The sequence below is a fragment of the Pilimelia terevasa genome (assembly GCF_014647915.1).
Lineage (GTDB): Bacteria > Actinomycetota > Actinomycetes > Mycobacteriales > Micromonosporaceae > Pilimelia > Pilimelia terevasa.
On record NZ_BMQC01000002.1, the window covers coordinates 28,943 to 44,023 of the forward strand.

The 15,081-nt window shown below is 73.7% G+C and carries 12 protein-coding genes; 7 read left to right on the forward strand and 5 right to left on the reverse strand.

What is annotated here, in order from left to right; translation table 11 throughout:
• The first annotated feature begins 1,584 nt into the window (after positions 1–1,584).
• The 4 genes from IEY75_RS03115 to IEY75_RS03135 all read left to right on the forward strand — a co-directional run bounded on the left by IEY75_RS03115 (position 1,585) and on the right by IEY75_RS03135 (position 6,999).
• The gene (locus tag IEY75_RS03115) at positions 1,585–2,157 is read left to right on the forward strand and encodes a DUF4360 domain-containing protein (RefSeq protein WP_189112654.1); all 573 of its coding nucleotides are present in this window, start codon (positions 1,585–1,587) and stop codon (positions 2,155–2,157) included.
• A 742-nt stretch (positions 2,158–2,899) separates the two neighbouring features.
• Positions 2,900–3,250: a histone-like nucleoid-structuring protein Lsr2 gene (locus IEY75_RS03125; RefSeq protein WP_189112655.1), complete on the forward strand. Its 351-nt coding sequence runs from the start codon at positions 2,900–2,902 to the stop codon at positions 3,248–3,250.
• A gap of 203 nt (positions 3,251–3,453) precedes the next feature.
• Complete coding sequence (locus IEY75_RS03130) at positions 3,454–5,607, forward strand: trypsin-like serine protease (RefSeq protein ID WP_189112656.1); 2,154 nt, start codon at positions 3,454–3,456, stop codon at positions 5,605–5,607.
• A 153-nt stretch (positions 5,608–5,760) separates the two neighbouring features.
• Positions 5,761–6,999 (forward strand): helix-turn-helix domain-containing protein, encoded by a 1,239-nt coding sequence (locus IEY75_RS03135; protein ID WP_189112657.1) that lies wholly within the window; start codon positions 5,761–5,763, stop codon positions 6,997–6,999.
• A gap of 34 nt (positions 7,000–7,033) precedes the next feature.
• On the opposite strand, the gene IEY75_RS03140 is transcribed toward IEY75_RS03135, so the two are convergent.
• Positions 7,034–7,885: a lytic polysaccharide monooxygenase auxiliary activity family 9 protein gene (locus tag IEY75_RS03140; RefSeq protein WP_189112658.1), complete on the reverse strand. Its 852-nt coding sequence runs from the start codon at positions 7,883–7,885 to the stop codon at positions 7,034–7,036.
• Positions 7,886–8,072: 187 nt separating this feature from the next.
• Between IEY75_RS03140 and IEY75_RS03145 the strand changes: the two genes are divergently transcribed.
• Entirely contained in the window at positions 8,073–8,954 is an 882-nt protein-coding gene (locus IEY75_RS03145) for a DMT family transporter (protein WP_189112659.1), read from the forward strand.
• A 101-nt stretch (positions 8,955–9,055) separates the two neighbouring features.
• Here the strand turns inward: IEY75_RS03145 and IEY75_RS03150 are convergent, their stop codons facing one another.
• Both IEY75_RS03150 and IEY75_RS03155 read right to left on the reverse strand, forming a co-directional pair.
• Positions 9,056–10,543 (reverse strand): S8 family serine peptidase, encoded by a 1,488-nt coding sequence (locus IEY75_RS03150; protein WP_189112660.1) that lies wholly within the window; start codon positions 10,541–10,543, stop codon positions 9,056–9,058.
• 136 nt (positions 10,544–10,679) lie between these two features.
• Positions 10,680–11,606, reverse strand: a complete 927-nt coding sequence (locus IEY75_RS03155) for a M20/M25/M40 family metallo-hydrolase (RefSeq protein ID WP_189112661.1) — start codon at positions 11,604–11,606, stop codon at positions 10,680–10,682.
• Between the two features lie 174 nt (positions 11,607–11,780).
• Between IEY75_RS03155 and IEY75_RS03160 the strand changes: the two genes are divergently transcribed.
• Both IEY75_RS03160 and IEY75_RS03165 read left to right on the forward strand, forming a co-directional pair.
• Positions 11,781–12,221 carry a DUF4345 domain-containing protein gene (locus tag IEY75_RS03160; RefSeq protein ID WP_189112662.1) on the forward strand — a complete coding sequence of 147 codons (441 nt, stop codon included), beginning with the start codon at positions 11,781–11,783 and terminating at the stop codon, positions 12,219–12,221.
• Between the two features lie 9 nt (positions 12,222–12,230).
• Positions 12,231–13,010 carry a serine protease gene (locus tag IEY75_RS03165; protein ID WP_189112663.1) on the forward strand — a complete coding sequence of 260 codons (780 nt, stop codon included), beginning with the start codon at positions 12,231–12,233 and terminating at the stop codon, positions 13,008–13,010.
• Here IEY75_RS03165 and IEY75_RS03170 read toward each other — a convergent pair.
• Complete coding sequence (locus IEY75_RS03170) at positions 12,988–13,983, reverse strand: DMT family transporter (RefSeq protein ID WP_189113007.1); 996 nt, start codon at positions 13,981–13,983, stop codon at positions 12,988–12,990. The two genes, IEY75_RS03165 and IEY75_RS03170, sit on opposite strands and share 23 nt — an antisense overlap.
• Positions 13,980–14,993: a class II fructose-bisphosphatase gene (gene glpX / locus IEY75_RS03175; RefSeq protein WP_189112664.1), complete on the reverse strand. Its 1,014-nt coding sequence runs from the start codon at positions 14,991–14,993 to the stop codon at positions 13,980–13,982. Before glpX ends, IEY75_RS03170 begins: the two co-directional genes overlap by 4 nt.
• Between the last annotated feature and the right edge of the window lie 88 nt (positions 14,994–15,081).

Here is a 15,081-nt window from a genome sequence, read left to right on the forward strand (position 1 = left end):
GCGGTATCCGCCGTCGGCGGTAACCGCTGGTCAACCGCGAACCGATGACCGGCGGGTGCCCAATGGGCTCATGGGAAATCTCGGCGCGGCGACACGGGGAATGTCCACCCGCTACGGATTGGAGCAGCCATCTATGCCCGTCTCCGGAGGGCCGCTCGACGGCAGGTTCAGGCAGGTGCTCGCCGGAGTCCGGGCTGACGCGGATGGAGCCGGAGATTTCGACTGGCTGGCGTTGACGCCCTCGGTGGGGCCGTTGCTACAGGGGAGCGTGAGCGCGGCGCCGCCGCGTACGCCGCCGTCCTGTCAGGTCACCGGCGATCCTCGGTTCGCCGCTGCCCGGATTTCCCCGTGCCGCAGCAGGTCAACGCGGCTCGTCATCGGCTACCTCGGCCCGCACCTACCCACCAACTGACTACCCCACCCCGGCTGAGGCCGTAGCGGTGCAGCGGGTCAGCGCCCGCGGCGACCAGCGCGATGGCGGTTCAAGTGGAGCGGCGACGGACCTTGCTCTTGAACATCGCCCAAACCCCGAAACTCGCACCCACGTCACCGGTGATCGCGCCGGCGGCGGACCCCATGGCCAGGGCGTTCGCGCAGTCCGGGCAGACCTTCCGCCCAGTCATCGTCTTCTGGAGAGGCCTGCTGACGCGCCGACCGCAGTCAGGGCAATTCCGGCCTGACAAAGCCATACCTACCTCCGTTGCTCGGTCAGTCCGAATAGTACGACCGCCGTGCCCGCCTGGCGCTGCCGGATAGACGTCGGACCTGGTTCCTGGACTTCGGCCCGCGGGTGTTGCCGCGGCTGGTGGGCTGATCAGGATGAGGGTGCCGAGGTCGATGGAAGGATGGCGGTAACCGCGCGGACAGGGACTGGTCCGGTCCTGTTGTGCGCGATCCGGGAGCCGCTGTCGGCCTTGCCACCCGATACGCGAGGCGGGACGGTCGCGCTGGCGGTATTCGTACTTGACGTGGGCGTGGCTGTAGGGAGTCGGGTCGGCGTTACGCCGGCTGCGCCGGCTTGGGGTGTGGGTGTCGCGGGTGATCGTGCTGCGGGCGATGATGGCCAGCACCGCTGCGTGGGATGTCCATGCCGGCGGTGGTGAGCGTCGACGACTTCGCCGTGCGTCGCGGTCGCCGCGACGCACGGCGCACCTGATGCGGTCCAGGTGGGTGACCATTCTGACTGCAGAAACCTTCCGAAGTACTCACCCGAACTGATCAGCTCAGATGCCTCCACCGGCTGAACCTGTCGCCCGCTGCCGATCAACTCCTGACCACGCCGGGTGTAGATCGTCTGTTAATTGATCTGAAGATCACAGATGAGTTTGGCGCACCGTGACCAGTCACCGGCTACTTGGTCCGAAACGGTGGAGATCGAACTCTCGGCCGAGATCGGCACGGCCTCGGTCGTGGGCGCTGCGTGCGAGCATCGAGGGCGATGGAAGTATTGACTCTGTGCCCGGAGTTACTATGTGGAGTGCTCAGCACATCAACGGCTACGAAAGGATCATCATGGACATGCGATGCTTTCACGTTCCGAGGGCTCGCGTTCCTGCGAGGTTCGTTTCGGTGCTTGTGGTGTCCATGGCGATGATCCTGTTCACCGCCGCTCCCGCTGTCGGCAGGAACGGGCCACCGTCTGGGGCGCGGCTCGCCGTGGCGGCCTTCGGGACTGCAGATTGCGACGAATCCAATACGATAATTGACGTCCTCTCTGGCGGTACCCATGTCCGCGGCGCGTTCAGCAACATGCTGGCGATCAATGGTGTTGATCCGAACGTGTATGGCAAGCAGTGCTTCATCAAACTCCGTGTCACCGCTCCCGAAGGCTGGGCATACCGGCCCCGACAGATTCGCATATCGGGCAGCGCGCGCGTGGACGGCGGCGGTGTCGTGGCCGTGAAGACCTTCGTCATGACGCACCAGCAGAGCCCGACCGCTGAGGATCGCACGGAGTTCCGCGTCGAGGACAGCCACGACTGGACCCGGCAGCAACATCCTGCGCCCGCCAGCTATTCAGATTGCAGTAGTACGACCTATGTCAAGATTTACCTCTTCACCTGGGCCAGGCAGCAAGATAAGCCGAAGCTGGCGGCGAGCGTGGACTTGACTCGCTTTGACGTTACTCTGTCAGATTTCGACTGGGCGAAGTGTTAGTGCGTTGACCGCGAACGTTCACCGGGTTTGGGTGGTCAGGTCGGCCTTCGTCAGGTCGCCCCCAGCGGTGTTGGCATTGGCTGCGGACGCGGGCTCGTTCGGATCTGGCGGCAGTTGCAGGCCCGCGCCGATTTCGCCGGGGAGCTGGACTGGCGCGGCCAGGTCGACTCCACCATCGTGCGCCCACCCCTGACCGCGGAAATGCCTACGGTCCCGCGCCAACCGGCGTTCGTTGTGGGCGCTGGGTACCCCACACACCATCCCCGAACGCGACGACGTGCAGGCCGGCCGCGTCCGTAGAGGATCGCGTGGCGGGCGTCCGCCGAACTTCGACCCGGTGACATATCGGGACCGGACCAGGTCGAGCGGGGCTTCGGCCGGCTCAAACAGCTCCGGGCCGTGGCCACCCGCTACGGCAAGTTCAAAGACCGCTACCACGCCACGATCACCATCGCCTCGATCATGATCTGGCTCCGTACCAAACGACCGCCCGACTCAGACCCATCAGATGCGCAGTAGCGGCCGGTACCTCGCCGGCCGGTGGCTGGCACTGCGGCCACCTTCGGCGAAGGGTCCGCCGCACCGACAGGTGGCCAGGCCAGGTCGCGTCCTGGTGGGCCGGTGGGTCGCTGGTGCGCCGCGCGGCGACCCGTTCTCCGTCGTGGTCGGGACACTGAGGCGGGGTCCTCCGCTGTGATCTACGATGGCGCTGACATCGACAGTGTGTGGCGGAGGGAATTTGATGGCTCGACAGACGATCACCGTACTGACCGACGACCTCGACGGTGCGACGGCCGACGAGAGCGTCAGTTTCGCGCTCGACGGTGTCCAGTACGAGATCGACCTGTCGGCGAAGAACGCCGAGAGGCTGCGCAAGGCTCTGGCTCCGTACGTGGAGAAGGGCACGCGGGTCGGCCGCGGCGGGATGGAGTCGGGCCGTCGTGGCCGTTCGGTGCGTGGCTCCGGTCCGGCCGGCGGCGACCGGGAGCAGAACAAGGCCATCCGCGACTGGGCCAAGGAGACCGGCAAGGACGTCAGCGAGCGCGGACGCATCCCGGCGTCGCTGGTGGCCGAGTTCCAGGCGGCGCACTGAGGCGGTACCCGTCCGGGTGACCTCCCCGGGCCGTCGGCCGGGGGAGGTTCGCGGCTTTCCGCGCCCGCCACTGTGCATACGGAGAAAATTGCGGGAGAGCCGCTGATCGACGGTTCTCGCGGTACGGGATTAGATTGGCCTGCATCGATGAAATGCGATTCGGGCCCGTCTACTTTCCCCACCCGCAACCCGGAGGTCACGACATGGGCAGCAGCCCGCGCCGGACGTTCTGTGCCATCACCGCCGTCGTCACCAGCGCCGCGCTGGTGGCTGTCTCGCCCCCGGCGGGCGCCGGGAGCGTCGCCGACCCGCGCACCCCGCTGCCGGCCGCGGCCGCGTCGGCGGCCGCCGACGCGGCGCTGACCGGCCTGCGCCGGGCCGACGCCGACCGCGCGTTCGTCCGCCTCGACACCTACCGCGGCCCCTCGGGGACCCGGTACGTCTCGTACGCCAGCACCTACCGCGGCCTGCCGGTCGTCGGCGGCGACTTCGTGGTCGCGGTGGACGGCAGCGGCGCGGTGCTCGACCTGCCCGAGGCGCTGCCGCGGATCAGCCTGGACACCGCCGCCCGCGTCCCCGCCGCGCGGGCCGAGCGGACCGCCCGCGGCCTGCTGACCCGCGTGCGGCGCACCGTCGCCGCCCCGCAGCTCGTGGTGTTCACCTACGACGGTGCCCGGCGGCTCGCGTACAAGGTCGTGGTCGAGGGCGCCGACCGGGACGGGCCGAGCATCCGGCACGTCGTGGTGGACGCGCGCGACGGCGGCGTCCTCGCCGACTGGGACCAGATCGCCCGCGGTACGGGCAGGGGCTTCCACCAGGGCGAGGTCGCGCTGGACACCCGCCCCGCGGGCGGCGGCTTCGAGATGGCCGACCCCAGGCGTACCGGGCTGTTCTGCTCCGCCGAGGGCAACGGCCCGATCAAGGGTGCCGACGACTCGTGGGGCAGCGGCGGCTCGGACAAGGAGAGCGGCTGCGCCGACGGGCTCTACGCCGCGCAGAAGTTCTGGGACATGCTGCGCGACTGGCTCGGCCGCGACGGTTTCGACGGCAAGGGCAAGGGCTTCCCGATGGTGTTGAACATCAACGACGTCAACGCCTACTGGAACGGGCACAACACCGCGTTCGGGGTCAGCAAGGACAAGGCGCGGGTGCTGACGGAGATCGATATCGTGGCGCACGAGTTCGGCCATGCGGTGTTCCAGTTCACGCCCGGCGGATTCAACGGCGTCGAGGAGACGTTCCAGCTCAACGAGGCCAACGGCGACATCTTCGGCGCGCTGACCGAGCACTACGCGAACAACGCGAAGAACCGGCCGGACTACGACTACTCCGAGTCCTCGAATCCGTTCGGCCGCGGGCCGGAGCGCAACGGCTACGACCCGTCGAAGGCGCCCCGCAAGATGCCCAACTGCTGGTCGCCGAAGCTGAAGGACGTCGAGATCCACGACGGTTCGGGCCCGGCCAGCCACATGTTCTACCTGATGGCCGAGGGGTCGCACCCGACCAACGGCAATCCGCAGAGCCCGGTCTGTGCCGGCGGCCCGGAGAAGGTGGCCGGCCTGGGCATCAGGGACGCCGGGCGGGTCTGGATGGAGTCGCTGCTGCTGAAGACCGAGAACTGGACGTACGCGGCCGCGCGCGCCGCGGCGCTCAAGGCGGCGACCCGGCTGTTCCCCGGCGACTGCGCCAAGTTCGCCACGGTCAGGGGCGCCTGGGACGGCATCGCCGTCCCCGCCCGCGACGGCGAGCCCACCTGCGGTGCCCCGCAGCGGCGCGTCATCGGCGGCGAGGAGGTCACGGTGGACGTGCCGTGGGCGGCGGGCCTGGGCAACTGCAGCGCCTCCCTGGTCGCCCCGCAGTGGGTACTCACCGCCAAGCACTGCGTGCCGCTGACGACGCGCCGGCCGGAGCTGTCCATCGGGCACCGGGAGAAGGCCAAGGGGGCACGGTACAAGACGGTCGAGGTCCGGCTGGGCGGCAAGGCCGACCTGACGCTGCTGAAGCTGGACCGGCCCGTGCCGGACGCCCAGCCGGTGCGGCTGGCGGACGCCAATCCCGCGATCGGCAGCGAGGTGGACATCTACGGCTGGGGTGCCACCTGCGAGAACTGCCCGGTGAGCCCGGTGCTGCGGACCGCCCGGATGCGGTACGACGCCGACAAGCTCGACCACGCCAAGGGGCCGGCGCTGTACCTGACGAAGGTCACCGGCAGCGCCTGGAAGGGCGACTCGGGCGGACCGGCGTTCCACCAGGGCGTCCAGGTCGGCGTCGCCTCGACGGCCAACCCGGACAAGGACGCCTGGTACGCCAGCGTCGCCGCCAGCCGCGAGTGGATCAGGTCCGTCACGGGGGTGTGAGGCCGCTGCCGGGTCCGGTCCGTGTGCGTCGCGCGGGTCGGACCTCCGGCGGGAAATCCTGGCCGTCCGGGCACCCACTGTGGATGCCGCGCCCACTACGCTGACCCACGCGCGGACCCCGCAGGGGTGCGGGGGTACTGACGGGGGGACAGCGTGCCGACGGACGCTCTGGCGACGATGCTCACGGACCTGAAGCGGCGCAGCGGCCTCAGCTACGACGTGATCGGCCGGCGTACGCACATCAGCAAGTCCACGATCCACCGGTACTGCCGGGGCGAGTCGGTGCCGCCGGACTTCGCCACCGTGGAGCGCATCGCCGCGCTCTGCGGCGCGACGTCCGCCGAGCGCGGCCGGCTCTACGCGAGCTGGAGCAGCGCGGCGACCGGTGCCGCCGCGGAGCCGGCCGGCGCCGGGGAAGCGGGCAGCGCCGCGGAGGCCGGCGCCCTCGCCGGATCTGGCAGTGGCGTCCGATCTGCGAGCGTCGCCCGGTCAGGCAGTGTGGCCCGGTCTGCCGGTGGCATCGGATCTGCCAGCGTCGCCCGGTCAGGCGCGGGTGCGGAGAGCGGCGGTGCCGCGGGCGCCGGCAGCGTCGCGGGGAGCGGCGGTGTCGGGGAAGCTGGCGGAGTGGCGTTCACCGCGTCGGTGTCGGGGGTGGCGGGGCTGGGGTCGCGGCGCGTGCCGCCGGGCCGGTGGCGCCTGCGCCGCCGCGCCGCCCTCGCCGCCGTGGCAGTCCTGGCGCTGGCCGTGGCCGGCTTCTGGTGGCCGCACGACTCGCCCCGCGCACAGACCCGGGCGCCGCTGCTGAACGGCGAGTGCACCGCTCCGGTCGCCCTCGGCCAGACCAACGGCTGCGTCAGCGTGCTGCAGGGGCTGCTCGCCCGGGCCGGCGCCGAGATCGTGGTCGACGGCAGCTTCGGCCCGATCACCCAGGGCAAGCTCACGGCGTTCCAGTTCCTCGCCGACCTGCCGGTGACCGGAGTCGCGGACGTCGCCACCCGGAAGGCCCTGCACGCGGGCGTCGCGCCGCTGCGGTCCTGGCCCCGCGACCAGGTGGAGGCGCGGATCCGCGCGGTCTTCGTCGAGGCGCCGGACGAGGCCGTCCGGGTCGCCGAGTGCCGCTCGCACCTCGACGCCATGTCCGTCACGCCCGGGGGCGACGGCACCCGCAACTGGGGCGTGTTCCAGCTCTCCGACCGGCTGCTGGCGGAGATCGGCGGCACGCCCCGCCAGGCGCTGGACCCGGAGTGGAACATCCAGGCGGCCCACCGCCGCTACCGCACACACGGCGACTTCGGGGACCGCTCCTGCGACCCGGTGAACGGCACCGTGGTGCGCGCCGCGCCCGCCGCCGCAGGGCGGGCGGCGCCCACCGGACCGGGCCGGCCGTCGTGACCGGGGCGGGCGTCCGGGCCGCCGCGGGTCGCGGTCAGCGCGGGCGGCGGCGCAGCGCCACGAGCACCAGGCCGGCCAGGCCGACCACGCCGAGCGCGACGGCACCGATCCAGTAGGCGGCATCGGGTCTCGCGGACGCCGCGGGCACCGGGTCGGCGGCGCGCGCCGACGGGGCGGCGCCGCTCCCTGAGCCTGCGGCGTCCGCACCGGGCTCCGCGGCGGAATCCCCGCGGGCCGGCGGCTGCCCGGTGCCGGTGCCGGTGCCGGTGCCGGTGCCGAAGTCGACGTCGGAGCACGAGTAGTAGGTGTCCGGGGTGTCGGAGTTCTGCCAGATCGTGTAGATGAGCTGGCGCCCGGTCCGGTCGGCGGGGAGCCGGCCCGAGAGGGTGTACGCGCCGTCGACCACCGCCGGGTCGGTCGCCGACAGGAACGGCCGCGTCTCCAGGTCCGACCAGCGCAGCGGGCGGGTGGGGGAGTACCGGTCGTTCGTCACGTACAGGCGGAAGGTCCCGCGGTGCGGGATCGTCGTGCGGTACCGCACGGTCAGCGCCGCCCCGGGCGAGAGCCGGGAGGCGGGCCAGTCGGCGCGGGCCAGGTCGAGTCCGCGGTACCGGTCGATGCCCGCGCTGCACAGCCGCCCGTCCGGGATGACCTCGCGGTCGCGGCCGGCGACATCCGCGACGCGCAGGTTGTCCCAGTCCTGTACGTCCGCCGCGGCGCGGGCGGCGGCGCATGCGGCCGCGCCGGACGCCGCGCCCTCGGGCCCGCACGCGTAGCCCCGGCTGGCGGGGCGCTGGACCGCGCCGTGCGCGGCGGCGGGCAGGGCGGGGCCGAGGGCGGTGAGACCCACGACCCCGACGACGGCGGCGGCGCGCCAGGAGCGCATGAGGGACCTCCGGGGTGCATGCGGGCGGACAGGCGTGGGTACGGACCGGACCGCCCAGCCGTTCAATCCGGGCGTCGGCGGCGGATGGCCTGACGCCCGCCCGGGGGCAGCCGCCGGCCGCCGGCGGGTGCGGGGTACCGGCACCGGTAGCATCGCGGCGGCACCGGGGGACAGGGAGTGGTGGCGCATGGGGGAGGCACCGCGGCCGCGGCTGCGCGGGGTGGCCGAGGTGGCCGCGCTGGCGCTGCTGTGGGGCTCCGGCTTTCTGTGGATCAAGTTGGCCCTGCGCGGGTTCACGCCCGTACAGATCGTGTTCGTCCGGCTGCTGCTCGGCGCGCTCGTCCTCGCCCCGATCGCCGTGGCGCTGCGCCAGCGCTTCCCGCGGGACCCGCGCACCTGGGCCCACCTGGCGGTCGCGGCGCTGGTCGCCAACGCCGTGCCGTACGTGCTGTTCGGGATCGGCGAGCGGACCATCGGCTCCCACGTGGCCGGCCTGATCAACGCCACCACGCCGCTGTGGACGCTGCTGCTGGCGTTCGTCGCCGGCACCGACCGGACGGCCGGGGCGCGGCGGGTCGCCGGGTTCGGGCTGGGGTTCGCCGGCACGGTGGTGATGTTCACGCCGTGGGACCGGACGGGGGAGTTCGCGACCTGGGGCGGGCTGGCGATCCTCGGGGCGGCGTGCTGCTACGGCATCAGCTACGTGTACATGGGCCGCTTCCTGACCAACCGCGGCATCCCGCCGCTGACGCTGGCCACCGGCCAGCTCGGGGTCGGCACCGTGCTGCTGGCCCTGGCGATGCCGGTGGGTGGGCTGGTCGCGCCGGTCTGGCGGGCGGACGCCGTGCTGAGCCTGCTGGCGCTCGGCGTGCTGGGCACCGCGGCGGCGTACGTGCTGAACTACCGGATCATCACCGCGGACGGGCCGGCGGTGGCCTCCACGGTCACCTACCTGCTGCCGGTGGTCGCCGTGGCGCTGGGCTGGCTGGTCCTGGGCGAGACCCTCACCTGGACGGCCGCCGCCGGGGTGGTCCTGGTCCTGGGCGGGGTCGCGCTGACCCGGCGCTGACGTGCGCGGGCGCCAGCGCGGTGCGCGGGTGCCGGCCCGACGCCCGGGTGCCCGGCGAGGTGCCCGGTGCCGGCGCGGTGGCCGGGCACCGGGCACCGGGGTCAGCGGCCCTCGGCGGCGAGGATCGCCTGGAGCCGGGCGATGGCGGCCCGCAGGTCGGGCAGCGGCCCGATCTGGCCGCCGGTGCCGACCTGCGCCTGGCCGGTGCCGCGCAGGATGTCCCGGATCTCGGTCGGCCGGAGGGTCCGGCCCCGCTCCCGGGCGATGCTGGACAGTGCCGCCGCGGCCCCCGTGACGATCGGCGAGGCGCTGGACGTGCCGCTGAACCGGGCCGTGTACTTGACGGTGTCGGCGCCGCCCTGCAGGTCGCCGCTGCCCGTGGTGACCACGCACTCGCCCCACGCCTGGACGTCGATGCGCCGGCCGTACGTGGAGAAGCCCAGCTTCTGCCGCGGCGGGCTGCACTTCTGCCCCGCCCCGGCCCCGCCCGCCCCGACGATGATCGCGCCGGAGTCCGGCTTGCCGCGCGGGAACGGGTTTCCGTTGCAGGGCGCGTCCAGGTTCTGGTTGCCGTTGCCCGCGGCCTGGACGACGGCGATTCCCGCCGAGGTGGCGGCCACGATCGCGTCGTAGGTGGCCGGCTCCCACTCGACCGGCCCGTACCCGCCGCCGCAGGTGTTCATCTGCTGCTCCAGCAGCATGACGTCGCCGGGGCGCAGGGCCCGGGCGGCGGTGGTGATGGCGCCGGCGACGTTGTGCCCGGTGGTGGTACCGACGTTGGTGAGCTGCGGGGTGGCGTCCGGGACCAGGCCGGTGACCCCGAAGGCGTTGTCGTTGGCGATCAGCTCGCCCATCACGGCGGTGCCGTGGGACTCGAACGACGAACTCGGCCGGCCCTGCGGCACCATCGCGCCGGGGGCGGTCAGCTTCGTCAGGTCCTCGTGGTTGACGTGCCAGCCGTACTCGATGTCGTGCACGCGGACGTGGCGCCCGGTGCCGCCGGGCACCGTCCGGGCGAAGGCCGCGTCGATGCCGTCGCCGGGCAGCGCGTACCGCTGCCGGTCCGCGAAGTTGGGCGTGGCGGCGGTTGTCCCGGGGCGCGCCGGCCGCGCGGCGGCGGCGCCGGGCGGCGGGGCGGGCAGCGGCTCCGGGTAGGCGATCTCCACGACGGGCAGGGCGTTGAGGGCGTCGAGGACGGCCGCGGGGTCGGTGCCGGGCCGCAGCGCGACGCGGTAGTACTGGTCGAGGTCGGCCTGGACCCGGCCGGAGCGGCGCCGCGCCGCCGCGGTCAGGTCCGCCAGCTCCTGTTCGGACTGGGGGAACAGCCGGCTGACGGTGCCGGCGGCCAGCGCGGCGCGGACGGCCGGCGCGTCGGCCGGGCCGGTCAGCCGGCCGTCGCGCAGCCGGACCGGGGCGCCTTCCGCGAACTTCACCCGCACCGCGGTCCGGCTGTCCCCGGGGCCGAGGACGGTGTGCGCGGGCTTCGGGTTGGCGACGTACGGCTGCGGGGCGGGGGTGGCGGCGGCCGCGGTGCCGGGGGTGGCGGCGAGGCCGAGCAGCAGGGCGACAACGGTGGGTGGGGCGAACATAGGGCGCTGATCCCTTCGTGCGTCGCACGGGGAGATGCGTCGGGTGGCGGACGGGCGAAGGAGCGTCGTGCCGGGAGTGTCGGCGGGCGCCGACCTCGGGGTCGGCACCCGCGGTCGCGGGCGCCGACCCAATACCTCAGGGGCGCGCGGTGGTCCGCGTGCCGGCCAGCTTCCACATGACGGTGGCGGCCGCGTTGGCCCCGATGCCGATCGTCCTGCCGTCGACGTTGGTGAAGGTGTCGCAGGCCTTGTGGTAGCAGGGGTCGAGCTGCTGGAGGTTGGAGTCCGAGCCGATGCCGGTCACCGGGATTCCGACGCGGGCGAACGACGAGTGGTCGGACATGCCGGTCGGGTCGATCGTGGCGGTCGGAATGCCCTTCTTGTCGAAGTACTCCTTGAAGTGCGCGTTCAGCGCCGGGCCCTCCTTGTAGATGCCCCACTTCTTGGTGTTCTTCATGCCGACCATGTCGAAGTTCAGGTACGCGGTGATCTTGCTCTTCTCGGCGCCCAGGCTGCCGGCGTAGTGCTTCGAGCCGAGCAGGCCGATCTCCTCGGCGCCCCAGAAGCCGAACCGCATCCGCTGGTCGGACTGCGCCTTGGTCCGGGCGACCGTCAGCGCGTTCTCCAGGACGGTGGCCACGCCCGAGCCGTCGTCGTTGATGCCGGGGCCGGCCGGCACGGAGTCGGTGTGCGCGCCGATCATCACGATCCTGTTGGCGTCGCCGGAGGGCCAGTCCGCGATGACGTTCCAGCTCTGCGCGCCGCTGGCGGTGAACGGCTGGACGGTGACCTGGAAGCCGGCCGCCTTGAGGGTCGTCTCCAGGTAGTCGACGGTGGCCTTGAAGCCGGGCCGGCCGTTCGCCCGGGTGCCGCCGTTGGCCTCGGCGATCTGCTGGAACTTGCGGAGGTGGGCCAGGCCCGCGTCGTCGGCGATGACGGGCGGGTCGGCGACCGCGGCGGCCCCGGCGGCGGGGGCGGCGGTGTCCGCCCAGGCGGTCGCCGCCGTGAGGGTCGCGCTGACGGCGACGGCAAGGCCGCCGACGGCGAGCGTACGGAGCCGCATGGTTCCTCCTGGGGTGGTCGTGCGTGGTGACCTGGTGGGTGGTGTGCGGGGGACGACATTGCACACGGTGAATACGTACGCTAGTCCGGCGGACGGTCGCCGTAAAGACATGTATCGATGTGCTGTCCGCGTCGGGGCAGCGGGGTCCCGGGGCGGATTGCTACCGTCCCGGCCATGGGCGACCGGGCGGGGCGGCGCGGACTACAGGTACTGGTGGCGGTACTGGCCTGCGTGCCGGTCGGGACGGGGCTGCTCGACGTCCTCGGCGGCGTGGCGGTCCTGCCCGGTCCGCCGCCCTCGACCAGTCCGGACCTGGAGAGCAACTACCGGTTCTTCGCCACCGTCTGGTGCGGCGTGGGCCTCACCCTGGCCTGGACCGTCCCGCGGGTCGAGCGGGCCGGGGCGGTCCTGCGCGCGATCGGCGGCGCGATCTTCGTCGGCGGGCTGGTCCGGCTGCTGGCGGCGGCGCTGCACGGGCTGCCGCACCCGATCTTCGTGACCGCGGCCGCCGTGGAGCTGGCCGCGCCGCCGCTGGTGGTGTGGTGGCAGGCCCAGGTGGCGCGGGCGACGCGCGCGGCGCCCGCAATGCCGATCGGGGGGCCGGGCCGCCCTTAGCATCCGCACATGCGGACAAAGTGGGCAGCAGGTCTCTCCGTCGCGGTCGTCCTCGCCGGTCCCGTCCCGGCTCGGGCGGGCGCGGCCCCGGCGCCCGGCCGGCCGGCGCCGCTGGTCGTCGGCGGCGAGCAGGTCCCGCGGGCGTACCCGTGGATGGTCTCGCTGTCCGTGGGCTGCGGCGGCAGCCTGGTCTCGCCCCGGCACGTCCTGACCGCGGCGCACTGCGTCGACGGCGGGGTGCGGCCGGCGGAGGTGGCCGTGCGGGCCGGTACCGCCGACCGGCACCGCGGCGGGCTGCGGGCCGGCGTGGCGGACATCCGCCTGGCGGCGGGCTTCCGCTCGGCGCTCGCCGGCAGCGACTGGGCCGTGCTCACCCTGGACCGGCGGCTGCCGCTGGCCCCGCTGCGGCTCGCGGACCGGCCGGTCCCGCCGGACACCAAGCTGCTGGTCCTCGGCTGGGGCGCGGTCCGCGAGGAGGGCGGCGCCCAGCGCCGGCTGCGCGGCGCCTGGGTGCCCTCGGTGTCCGACGGGGCGTGCGCCCGCGCCTACCGGACCCTCGACCTGCCCATCCGGCGCGCCGACATGCTCTGTGCGGGCGACGTGCGTGACGGCGGCGTCGACTCGTGCCAGGGCGACTCGGGTGGTCCGCTGGTCCGGCCCGCGGGCGCGGGCTGGGCGCAGGTCGGCATCGTGAGCTGGGGCAACGGCTGCGGGCAGGCCGCCTATCCGGGCGTCTACACCCGGGTGGAGACCTTCCGCAGGGCCATCATGGCCGCGGCCCGGGGCTGACCCGGTCCGGCCGGGCGGCCACCGCCACGCCGGCCAGGGCGAGGGCGACGCCGACGTAGATGCCGGCGCCGGGTGGCCCGGCGGCGCCGGGCAGGGCGAGGTCCAGCAGCAGCGCGCCGGTGAGCTGCCCGGCGATCACCGCCAGCCCGAGCAGCAGCACGCCGGTGTACCGGACGGTGGCCGCCGCGACCGTGATGAACACGACCCCGAGCGGCCCGCCCAGGTACAGCCACGGGGCGGCCGGCAGGTCCTGCGGCGGGCCGCGCAGCGCGACGTCGGCGCCGAGGACCACGAGCAGTGCAGCCGTACCGACGGCGAAGTTCAGCAGCGTCGCCGGCAGCGCGCCGCCGGCCGCCTCGCGGACCCGTCCGTTGACCGCCGCCTGGACCCCCACGCCGAGGCCGGCCACCGCCGGCACCAGGGCCAGCCACACCGGCGCCCCGCCCGGCGGCCGCCCGGCGGCCACCGCCACGGCGAGCACCGTGAGGGCCGCGCCGCACAGCCGGAAGCCGGTGACCGCCTGCCGGCCCCGCGGGCCGAGGCCGAGGCGGTCGGCGGCCAGACCGCTGATCGCCTGGCCGGCCACGATGGAGACGGTGAAGATCGCCACGCCGAGCGCCGCGGCCGTGAGGCTCTGGCTGGCCACGAACGCCGCGCCCCCGAGCCCGCCCAGGCACTCCCACCAGCGCAGCGGCCGCGGCCCGCCCGGCGGCCGGGGCGTGCCCGGCGGCGGCCCGACCGCGCCGGCCAGGCGCCGGACGCCGCGGCGGCCGGCCGGCAGCGCCGCGCAGGCCGCGGCGACGAGCACCAGCCCGACGCCGAAGCTGGTGGCCGCCGCGGCGACGCCGTCGCCGAGCCGGACGGCCAGCTCGCCGTTGATCCGGGTCTGCGCGGCCGAGCCCACGCCGGACAGGGCCGCCAGGGCCAGCCCCAGCAGGCGCAGTCGGCGCAGTCGGCGGGCCGAGGCGGTCAGGCGGTGGGCCGCCCGTCGAAGTCGACTGCGGAGTACATGCTCAGCTTCTCCAGGCGGTGGTACGAGTCGATGACCCGGATCGTCCCGCTCTTGGAGCGCATCACGATCGACTGGGTGTACGCGCCGCCGGAGCGGTACCGGACGCCCTTGAGCAGGTCGCCGGAGGTGACGCCGGTGGCGACGAAGAACATGTTGTCACCGCGCACGAGGTCGTCGGTGGCCAGTACGCGGGTCAGGTCGTGGCCGGCGGCCAGGGCCTTCTCCCGCTCCTGCGCGTCGCGCGGCCACAGCCGGGCCTGGATCGCCCCGCCCATGCACTTGAGGGCCACGGCCGCCACGATGCCCTCGGGCGTGCCGCCGATGCCGACGAGCATGTCCACCTCGGAGGCCTCGCGGGCCGCGCTGATCGCCCCGGCGATGTCGCCGTCGCTGATGAACCGGATCCGCGCCCCGGCGTCGCGGACCTCCTTGACGATCTCGCTGTGCCGGGACCGGTCCAGGATGCAGACGGTCACGTCGGAGACGCTGGTGTTCTTCACCTTGGCCACGCGGCGGATGTTCTCCCGGATGCCGGCGTCCAGGTCGATGACGTCGGCGCAGTCGGGGCCGACGGCCAGCTTCTCCATGTAGAAGACGGCGCTGGGGTCGTACATGGCGCCGCGCTCGGCCACGGCGAGGACGGCCAGGGCGTTGGGCATCCCCTTGCTCATCAGCGTGGTGCCGTCGACCGGGTCGACCGCGACGTCGACCTCGGGGCCGGTGCCGTCGCCGACGCGCTCGCCGTTGTACAGCATCGGCGCGTTGTCCTTCTCGCCCTCGCCGATCACCACGACCCCGGTCATCTGGATCGCGTTGATCAGCTTGCGCATCGCGTCGACCGCGGCGCCGTCCCCGCCCTCCTTGTCGCCGCGGCCGACCCAGCGGCCGGCGGCCATGGCGGCGGCCTCGGTGACCCGGACCAGGTCCAGGGCCAGGTTGCGGTCGAGGTCCTGGGGTGTGCGGCTCGTCATGGGGCGCTCCTCCTCGCGTGCGGCGGGGCCACGGACCGGCCGTCGCCCGACGCGCGCGGGGCGCGGGCCGTGGCGCTCCGGCGGGTCC